11 protein-coding genes are annotated in these 9,440 nt (G+C 71.3%); 9 read left to right on the forward strand and 2 right to left on the reverse strand.

Translation table 11 applies throughout. The features are described from left to right. From ACFE8Y_RS18050 to ACFE8Y_RS18090, 9 genes are all read left to right on the forward strand, one after another. Positions 1–1,012 (forward strand): LarC family nickel insertion protein (locus ACFE8Y_RS18050; protein WP_375465765.1); only part of this gene is annotated, 1,012 nt, incomplete at its 5' end. Beyond that, positions 1,006–1,836 carry an adenine nucleotide alpha hydrolase gene (locus tag ACFE8Y_RS18055; protein WP_375465766.1) on the forward strand — a complete coding sequence of 277 codons (831 nt, stop codon included), beginning with the start codon at positions 1,006–1,008 and terminating at the stop codon, positions 1,834–1,836. The genes ACFE8Y_RS18050 and ACFE8Y_RS18055, both read left to right, overlap by 7 nt. A gap of 292 nt (positions 1,837–2,128) precedes the next feature. After that, positions 2,129–2,809, forward strand: coding sequence for a nickel pincer cofactor biosynthesis protein LarB (gene larB / locus ACFE8Y_RS18060; RefSeq protein WP_375465767.1), 681 nt, complete (start codon positions 2,129–2,131; stop codon positions 2,807–2,809). Positions 2,810–2,882: 73 nt separating this feature from the next. Next, a complete protein-coding gene (locus ACFE8Y_RS18065) occupies positions 2,883–3,992 on the forward strand; it encodes an aldo/keto reductase (RefSeq protein WP_375465768.1) in 1,110 nt (369 codons plus the stop codon). A 167-nt stretch (positions 3,993–4,159) separates the two neighbouring features. After that, on the forward strand, positions 4,160–4,756 hold the full coding sequence (locus ACFE8Y_RS18070) for a HupE/UreJ family protein (RefSeq protein WP_375465769.1): 597 nt from the start codon (positions 4,160–4,162) through the stop codon (positions 4,754–4,756). A 186-nt stretch (positions 4,757–4,942) separates the two neighbouring features. Beyond that, positions 4,943–5,485 carry an iron transporter gene (locus tag ACFE8Y_RS18075; RefSeq protein WP_375465770.1) on the forward strand — a complete coding sequence of 181 codons (543 nt, stop codon included), beginning with the start codon at positions 4,943–4,945 and terminating at the stop codon, positions 5,483–5,485. Positions 5,486–5,492: 7 nt separating this feature from the next. Continuing rightward, on the forward strand, positions 5,493–5,849 hold the full coding sequence (locus ACFE8Y_RS18080; protein ID WP_375465771.1) for a cupredoxin domain-containing protein: 357 nt from the start codon (positions 5,493–5,495) through the stop codon (positions 5,847–5,849). A 3-nt stretch (positions 5,850–5,852) separates the two neighbouring features. Then, positions 5,853–7,268 (forward strand): 4Fe-4S binding protein, encoded by a 1,416-nt coding sequence (locus tag ACFE8Y_RS18085; protein WP_375465772.1) that lies wholly within the window; start codon positions 5,853–5,855, stop codon positions 7,266–7,268. 44 nt (positions 7,269–7,312) lie between these two features. Beyond that, positions 7,313–8,152, forward strand: a complete 840-nt coding sequence (locus tag ACFE8Y_RS18090; protein WP_375465773.1) for an FTR1 family protein — start codon at positions 7,313–7,315, stop codon at positions 8,150–8,152. 50 nt (positions 8,153–8,202) lie between these two features. On the opposite strand, the gene ACFE8Y_RS18095 is transcribed toward ACFE8Y_RS18090, so the two are convergent. Further along, positions 8,203–8,481, reverse strand: a complete 279-nt coding sequence (locus ACFE8Y_RS18095) for a hypothetical protein (RefSeq protein ID WP_375465774.1) — start codon at positions 8,479–8,481, stop codon at positions 8,203–8,205. A 526-nt stretch (positions 8,482–9,007) separates the two neighbouring features. Then, a partial coding sequence (locus ACFE8Y_RS18100; RefSeq protein ID WP_375465775.1) for an HAD-IC family P-type ATPase occupies positions 9,008–9,440 on the reverse strand: 433 nt, incomplete at its 5' end.

A 9,440-nucleotide genomic window follows, 5' to 3' on the forward strand; every position in this document is an offset into this window, starting at 1 on the left:
TTCGCACCACGACCATCCGCACGGCGACCACGGGCACCGGCCCTGGTCCGAGATCCGTCAAACCCTCGATCAGGCCGATCTCGAACCAACGGTCCGGACCCACGCGCTCGCGATCTTCGGGCACCTCGCCGAGGCCGAGGCGCGGGTGCACGGCATCCCGGTCGAGCGGGTCGCGTTCCACGAGGTCGGCGCCTGGGACTCGATCGCCGACATCGCCGCCGCCGCCCACCTGATCGCCGCGCTCCATGCAACCCGCTGGACCGTCGGCGCCCTGCCGCTGGGCTCCGGGATGGTGCGCACGCAGCACGGCCTGCTGCCGGTGCCGGCGCCGGCCACCGCCCTCCTGCTGGAGGGCTTCTCCACCCGCGACGACGGCGTGCCCGGCGAGCGGGTGACGCCGACGGGCGCCGCGATCCTGCGTCACCTCTGCGGCGGCGCGCCGGAGCCGCGGACGGGGCCGCGGGTGCTCGCGCGCTCCGGCGTCGGCTTCGGCACGAAACGCTTGGCCGGCCTCAGCAACTGCGTGCGGGTGCTGGCCTTTGAGGCGGCGGACGACCCCCGGCCGGATCACCGCACGATCGCGGTGATCGAGTTCGAGGTGGACGACCAGTCGGGCGAGGACCTCGCCATGGGCCTCGACCGCCTGCGCGGGCGGCCCGACGTGCTCGACGTCGTGCAGGCGCCGGTCTTCGGCAAGAAGGGGCGGATGATGGCCCATGTCCGCGTGCTCGCCCAGGCCGAAGCCCTCGATGCGGTCGCGGACGCGTGCTTCCGCGAGACCACCACGATCGGCCTGCGCCACGGCCTCGTCGCGGGACGCGCCCTGCCCCGCCGGGCCGCCACCGTGGCGGTCGCGGATCGATCGGTGCGGGTGAAGCTCGCCGAGCGGCCGGGCGGCATCACGGCGAAGGCCGAGGCCGACGACGCGCTGGCGCACGCCGACCACGCCGCGCGGGCGGCCCTGCGGCGCGAGGCCGAGCGCCGCGCCCTCGCCGCGGAGACGGGATGTTGAGCGCGCCGCACGCCCGGCTCGAAGCCGTCATCGCCGACGCCGGGCCGCTCGCAGTGGCGGTCAGCGGCGGCGTCGACAGCCTGACGCTGGCCGCGCTCGCCCACCGCGTGCTCGGGCCGGACGCCCTGATGGTGCACGCCGCCTCCGCCGCGGTGCCCGCGGAGGCGACGGCGCGCGTCCGCGCGGAGGCCGAGCGCGGGAGCTGGCGCCTGCGGGTGATCGAGGCCGGCGAGTTCGCCGATCCGGTCTACCGGGCCAACCCCGTGAACCGCTGCTTCTTCTGCAAGACCAACCTCTACGGCGCGATTGCCCGCGTCACCGACCGGCAGATGGTGTCGGGCGCGAACCTCGACGACCTCGGCGAGTATCGCCCCGGGCTCGATGCCGCCCGCGAACACGGCGTGCGCCACCCCTACGTCGAGGCCGGCCTCGACAAGGCGGCGGTCCGCGCGCTCAGTCGCGCCCTCGGCCTCGGCGCGGTGGCCGACCTGCCCGCCGCGCCCTGCCTGTCGAGCCGGGTCGAGACCGGCATCCGCATCGAGCCGGAGACGCTGGCCTTCATCCACGCCGTCGAGCGCCGCGTCGGGTCCCTGCTGGGATCGTTCGGTGATCCCCGGCGCGCCGTGCGCTGCCGGGTGCGCGCCGCCGGAATCGTGGTCGAGCTCGATCCCGCGAGCCTCGACGCCCTTGACGGTGCCGCCCGCACGGATCTCGAGGGTTGGATCGCGATGCGCGCACCGGAGGGACTGGGCGACGGCGTCGTCCGCTTCGAGCCCTACCGGACGGGCAGCGCCTTCCTCGTCGGCCGGGAGGTTCGGGCATGACGATAAGCGCCGATGCCCGCGGGATCGTGCGGACAGCGGCGCGGCCCCCTCTCCCATGGGGAAAGGGGCGTGCCGTATCCGGACAGGTCTCCTCCCTCACCCTGTCCTTCTCCCGCTCGGGAGAGGGGCCCCGCGCCTTGGCCGGCCGTCGACAGATCGGGAACTGCACGAAACGCCGGACCCTGATTGAGGAGGAAGGGCCAGCCGGACAGAACCGGCCCGTCATCCTGTCACGTCTTTCCGGAGCTTACAGCTCCGGCTTTAAGCCGCCGTTTCCCGGAGGCTGCGCCCGATGAGCATCGAGGACGAATTCACCCTCGACTTCGCGCGGCCCGAGCGGATCGGGCTGGAGGAGGCGGTGTTCTGCGCCGGCAAGTCGCCCGCGCAGATCGACGCGATCCTCGACGTGGCCGCATCGCGCGAAGCGCGCTTCCTCCTGACCCGCCTCGATCCCGACCGGCACGCGGCGCTGAGCCACGGCCACCGGCGGGCCCTCGACTACTGCCCGACCTCGTGCACCGCCTTCTTCGGCGCGCCGCGCCCCGTCGCGGGTCCGGCCCGCGTCGCCATCGTCGCGGCCGGCACCTCCGACGTGTCCGTGGCGCGGGAGGCCGAGCGGACGCTGCGCTACCAGGGCCGGGCCTCGACGCTCGTCGCCGATGTCGGCGTCGCCGGCCTGTGGCGGCTGACCCGGCGGCTGGAGGAGATCGCCGCGCACCCGGTCCTGATCGTCGTCGCCGGCATGGATGCGGCGCTGCCGAGCGTGCTCGGCGGCCTCGTCGCGGGCGCCGTCATCGGCGTTCCGACCTCGGTCGGGTACGGCGTCGCGCAGGGCGGACGCGCAGCCCTCGACGCGATGCTGGCGAGTTGCGCGCCCGGCCTCACGGTCGTCAACATCGACAACGGCTACGGCGCGGCCTGCGCCGCGCTGCGCCTCCTCCACGCCGCGGACCGCCTCCGGGACGCTGGCTGAAATCACTTCTCCCGCCCCGCCCGGGGCTTTCGCGGGTTCGACGCGGGCCCGCCAACCGATGAGGCCAGAACGCATGGAACGCCGCAGCTTCCTCCAGAGCGCCGTCGTCGGCGCGGGCCTCGCCGCCGCCGGCGGTGCCACCGCGGCCGTGAACCCGGCCGCCCTCCCCGGCATCCGGCCGGACGACCCGGCCGACCTGCCCTTCGTCACCGACCCGGGCGAGCGGCGCGGCGAGATGCTGTACCGCTCCTTCGGGCGGCATGCCGAGAAGATCTCGGCGGTCGGCATGGGCGGGTTCCACCTCGGCAAGAGCGCGCTTACCAACGCCGACGCGGCGCGCCTCGTCCACGAAGGCGTCGATCGCGGCATCACCTTCATGGACAATTGCTGGGACTACAACGACGGCCGATCGGAGCTGCGCATGGGCGCCGCGCTCAGTGAGGGCGGCTACCGCGACAAGGTGTTCCTGATGTCCAAGATGGACGGGCGCACCAAGGCGGAGGCGGCCAAGCAGATCGACGAATCGCTCAAGCGCCTGCGTACCGACCGGATCGACCTCGTGCAGCACCACGAGATCCTGCGCTACGACGACCCCGACCGGGTGTTCGCGGAAGGGGGCGCGATGGAGGCGTTCGTCGAGGCGAAGAAGGCGGGCAAGCTCCGCTACATCGGCTTCACCGGCCACAAGGACCCGCGCATCCACCTCCAGATGCTGGAGGTCGCCCATGAGCGCGGCTTCCAGTTCGATTCCTGCCAGATGCCGCTCAACGTCATGGACGCGCATTTCCGCAGCTTCGCCCATCTCGTCCTGCCCTACCTCGTGCAGAACGGCATCGCCGTGCTGGGCATGAAGACCTTCGGCGACGGGGTGATCCTGAAGAGCGACGCACCGATCAAGCCGATCGAGTACCTGCACTTCAGCCTGAACCTGCCGGCCTCCGTGGTCATCACCGGCATCGAGAGCCAGCGCGACCTCGACCAAGCGTTCGAGGCGGTGAAAACCTTCAAGCCGATGGACAAGGCGGCGGTGGCCGAACTTCTCGGGCGCAGCCGCCCCTACGCGCTCGAAGGAAAGTACGAGCTGTTCAAGACCAGCGCGACCTTCGACGGCACCGCCAAGAACGCGGCGTGGCTCGGTGAGGACGTGCCCGGCGTCAAGACGCTCGCGCCGACGATGGAGTGATCTTTTCCGTAGCCCCGCCGGAGGATTCGTCCGATGATCCGGCCGACCGGAGCGTCTCCGGTGATCCAAGGATCACGGGAGACGCTCCGCCCCTCGTGTGGTCGCATGTCCCTCACGCGCGCCGGCAACCACCGCGCTTGAACATGCTCTCGCCTTCAGGATACGCCATGACGCGCCTCGTCCGCACCGTTCTTCCCGCCCTGTCCGCCGCGCTCCTGCTCCTGCCCCGGGCAGCGCTCGCTCATCCCGGCCACGGCGAGGCTGCCGGCCTCGCCCACGGCTTCCTGCACCCGCTCGGCGGCGCCGACCACGTGCTGGCCATGGTCGCGGTCGGCCTGCTCGCGGCGCTTCGCGGCGGACGGGCGCTGTGGGCGCTGCCCGCGGCGTTCCTCGCGCTCATGGCGGCGGGCGCCGGCCTCGGGATGGCGGGCATCGCCCTGCCGTTCGCCGAGACTGGCATCAGTCTCTCGATCGTGGCCTTCGGCCTCGCGGCAGGGTTCGGCCTCGGCCTGCCGGTGGCCGTGCTCGCTGCCCTCGTCGGCGCCTTCGCGGTCTTCCACGGCGACGCGCACGGCGCCGAGATGCCCGAGTCCGCCTCCGGCCTCGTCTACGGGCTCGGCTTCCTCGCCGGCACCGCCCTGCTCCACGCGGCCGGCCTCGGCCTCGGCCTGATCGCCGTCCGCGCGAGCCGGACCCGGTCCGCGCCCGTCCTGGGCGGGACCGTGGCCGCATCGGGCCTCGCGATCCTGGCGCTCGGCCTCTGAGTAAATCCACCGGCAGGGCATGACCTGCCGGGCTTGGATGCTTCCAATCCTCGGCTCTCGTTCTGCGAATGCCCGCAGCTAGGCTCTAAACACCTTGGCATCGCACAGTTTGGAACGGTTATCATTTGGGCGTGTGACGAACGGGCCACTTTCAATTTCGGCCGGCAGGCGTATGCGGTGGTTCCCATGCGCGCGATCCTCCTCACCCTTCCGCTCCTCGTCGGCCCGACCGCGACGGGTCTCGCCAAGGAGATCCCGATCGGCCCGCACGTGACTCAGAACGGCCTGGAGGTCGCGGCCGTCTACCTCCAGCCGATCGAGATGGACCCGCCCGACATGATGCGGGTCGCAGCGCAGTCCGACCTGCACCTCGAAGCCGACATCAAGGCGGCCAAGGACAACCGCAACGGGTTTGCCGAGGGCGATTGGGTGCCGGCGTTGACGGTGGCCTTCGAGGTGGTCAAGCTCGACGGCGACAAGCCGACCGAGCAGAAGGCGTCGGGCGGCCTGATGCCGATGGTCGCCAACGACGGCCCGCATTACGGCGACAACGTCAAGCTGTTCGGGCCGGGCCGCTACCGCCTGAAGCTGACGGTGGCCCCCCCCGGCGCGCACGCACATTTCGGCCGCCACGTCGACAAGGAGACCGGCGTGGCCGAGTGGTTCAAGCCCTTCGACGTGATCCAGGACTTCACCTTCGCCGGGATCGGCAAGAAGGGCGCGTACTGAAATTCCGATGGGAATGCCGAGCCTGCCCCCGATGACCCGCCACCTGACCCTTGCCTGCCTGATCGTGCTCGCCAGCGCAGCCGGCTCCGCGCGCGCCGACGACATGCCGGTGATCAAGGTCGAGATGCGCGACGGCGTGATCCTGCCCAGGATCATCGAGGTGCCCGCCAAGGTGCGCTTCAAGCTCGAGATCACCAACACCGGCACCTCGCCGGTGGAGTTCGAGAGCACCGAGCTGAAGCGCGAGAAGGCCCTCGCGGCCGGTTCCACCTCGGGCATCGTGTTCCGCACCCTCGATCCCGGAAGCTACGACGTCTTCGACGACTTCCATCCGGAGGCGAAGGCGACGCTGGTGGCCAAGTAGCCCATGGCCGCCGCGACCCTCATCCCGGATCGGCAGGCTTGGCGGGAAACCTGGATCGACGCGCGCCTCGCCGGGCTCGGCGACGGGCTGCGTCGGCACGGCGGCCTGCTCCGCGCCGTGCAGTGGTCCGTCGTCGGGATCTACCTCGTCCTCGTCGCCGTCCCCGCCTTCCTGCCGCTGCCCGGCCGCGGCGCCCACCTTTGGTCCAACCTGACGCTGGCCGCGCAGTTCGCGTTCTGGGGCATCTGGTGGCCCTTCGTCCTCGTCAGCATGGTGGTCGCGGGTCGCGCGTGGTGCGGCGTGCTGTGCCCCGAGGGCGCACTCACCGAGCTCGCGAGCCGGTGGAGCCTCGGCCGCGCCGTGCCGCGCTGGATCACCTGGAGCGGCTGGCCGTTCCTGGCGTTCGCCGGCACCACGGTCTACGGGCAGATGGTCAGCGTCTACGGCTACCCGAAGCCGGTGCTCGTCGTGCTCGGCGGCTCGACGGTGGCGGCCATCGCCGTCGGATTCGTCTACGGCCGCAACAAGCGGGTCTGGTGCCGCTACCTCTGCCCGGTCAACGGCGTGTTCGCGGTGCTCGCCAAGCTCGCGCCTGTGAGCTTCCAGGTCGACGGCGCCGCCTGGAGCGCATCCCCGAAGCCCACCCGCGCCGACGGCTTCACCTGCGCGCCGCTGGTGGCGGTGAAGACGATGCGGGGCGCGGGCGCCTGCCATATGTGCGGGCGCTGCAGCGGCTACCGCGGCGCGGTGCGGCTGGCTCGCCGCTCGCCCAACCACGAGATCGTCCACGTGGCGGGCGCCGAGCCGTCGCCGGACCAGACCGTCCTGATCCTGTTCGGGATGATGGGGCTGGCGGTGGGCGCGTTCCAGTGGTCGGCGAGCCCCTGGACTGTCGACGCCAAGCAGTGGCTCGCCACGGGGCTGATCGAGCGCGGCATCACGTGGCCCCTCGAAACCTCGGCACCGTGGTTCGTGCTGACGAACTACCCCGAGCACAACGACGTGCTCACCCTCCTCGACGGTGCCGTGCTGCTCGCCTACATCGCCGGTGCCTGCCTCGCGATCGGGCTGGCGCTGACCGTGCTGGTCGGGCTCGCGACCCGCGCCCTCGGCCCGTGGTCGACGGTCCGCTTCCATCACCTGACGCAGACCCTCATCCCGATCGCGGGCTGCGGCGTCTTCCTCGGGCTCTCGGCGCTCACCGTCACGTTCCTGCGCGGCGACGGCATCCTCATCCCGCACGTGCAGGACATCCGGGCGGCGCTGCTCGCCGGCGCGAGCCTGTGGAGCCTGTGGCTCGCGTGGCGGGTCGCGGGCCTGTCCGCCGCCGGCCCCCGGCGGATCGCTGCAACCGCCTGCATCGGCCTCGCGGCGGGGCTGGCGGTCGCCAACTGGGCCCTGCTGTTCTGGATCTGGTAGCGCCCGCCGGCATACGCCACGTCGCCCCTCAAGGACATCCCGTCATGATCGGAGCCTTCGTCATCGCCTTCCGCGAGGTCATCGAGGCGGGCCTCATCATCTCGATCGTGCTGGCTGCCACCCGCGGCATTCCCGGCCGCGGCCGCTGGGTCGCCCTCGGCATCGTCGGGGGGCTCGCCGGCGCGGCCCTCGCCGCTGCGTTCGCGGAGCGGATCTCGGACGCGTTCGAGGGCGCGGGACAGGACCTCCTCAACGCCGCCGTGTTGATCGTCGCCGTGCTGATGCTGGTCTGGCACAACACCTGGATGAGCGCCCACGGGCGTGCGTTGGCCAGCGAGTTGCGGGCGGCGGGCGAGGCCGTGCGCTCCGGGCAACGTGCGGCCGTGGCGCTCGCCCTCGTCGTCGGTGCGGCGATCCTGCGCGAGGGGGCGGAACTCGTCCTGTTCCTGTACGGGCTCGTCGCCTCGGGCACGTCGGGCGCCGACCTGCAGGTGGGGGCGCTCGCCGGCGTGGCCGTGGGGGTGCTCCTGTCGGGGGTGAGCTACTTCGGTCTCGCCGCGATCCCGAGCCGCCACGTGTTCTCGGTGACGAGCGGGCTGATCGTCTTCCTCGCGGCGGGCCTCGCGGCGCAGGCCGCGCAATTTCTTTCGAATGCCGGCGTCGCCACCGGCTTCGATCAAGTCCTGTGGAACACCTCCGGGCTGATTCCCGAGAACGGCTGGGCTGGCCGGGTGCTGCACGCTCTGGTCGGCTACACCGACCGGCCGACGGCGCTGCAGGGGATCATCTACGTCGCCACCGTCCTCGTGATGATTGGCCTCATGCAATGGACCTCAGCCGGCAAGCGCCGGGCGGTCCGTACCGCCAACGCGTCGCGCGCGTGAGAAGCACGAGGATCAATCACGATCGATCCTCGTGCCAGACCGGACGCCGCTTAGTAGGGCGTGCCGTAGTAGGGCCGCCGGACCGGCCGGTACCCGCCCCGCGCCGGCCGCGCGTAGCCGTCGCCGTAGGCGCCAATGTACGGATCGAGGCGCGGATCGCGGTAATTGCCGTTGTTCACCCCGGCGGAGCGGTCGTTGCCGCTCAGCGCCGCGTAGGGCGATAGCCCGCTGCCGCTGTCCCCGTTGCCGCCGCCGCGGGCCAGAGCCGCCCCGGACGAACCGAGGATGAGCGCCGCCGCGAATGCCGCCCGGATCGTGGTTCCCGTCATGATCGTCTCCCGTCATCGCGCCGACGGCGCATTTCGGTACGAACGGACGCGCACGGTCCGATGTTCCGCGTCACGCCTCCGCCCGGATTGTCCGGGGTGACGCAGTCTGCGATCTCGGATATGCATACGGCCGCCGATCGGCAGGGCCTGTAGCTCAATGGTCAGAGCCGACCGCTCATAACGGTCCGTCCAAACCATCGATCCCCTGGGCGAAACTAACGTTTTTTCCGCTAGGGCACGAGAAACGTCACGGAAAACCTGCTGTTTCGCATGCTGTTCGCCCCCACCTCGCATCCTCGGACGGCGGCATCCATGGCTTCGACATCGTCCTGCCCTGGACCCGACGACGTCGCATCATCCTGAAGGCTATCTAAGAGAACGTGCCAAGTCTGTCCGGCCTCCACTCAGGGGGTCACCGAAGCCTCGGTTGGTCAGGGCAGATTATCCGCGCCGGGGAGCCTCCCATACCGTCGACGCGCCGGCCACCCGTAGACGCCTTCGACGTCGAAGGCCTGCGCGGCCCAAATCACAACCGCACCGTACGCAGCCTAAGCGCATTCCCGATCACGCTGACGGACGAGAGCGACATCGCAGCCGCCGCGATGATGGGCGACAGCAGCAGGCCGAAACTCGGATAGAGCACCCCGGCCGCGATGGGGATGCCGGCGGCATTGTAGGCGAAGGCGAAGAACAGGTTCTGCCGGATGTTGCCCATGACGGCGCGCGATAGCCGGCAGGCGCGGACGATGCCCGTCAGGTCCCCCTTGAGCAGCGTGATGCCGGCGCTCTCGATGGCGACATCCGTGCCGGTCCCCATGGCGATGCCGACGTCCGCCGAGGCCAGCGCGGGCGCGTCGTTGACCCCGTCCCCCGCCATGGCGACGACCTGGCCCGCTGCTTTGTGGCGCTCGACCACCGCGGCCTTCCGGTCGGGCAGCACGTCGGCCTCGACCTCGTCG

The organism is uncultured Methylobacterium sp. (genome assembly GCF_964242245.1).
In the GTDB taxonomy this organism is placed as follows: Bacteria; Pseudomonadota; Alphaproteobacteria; order Rhizobiales; family Beijerinckiaceae; genus Methylobacterium.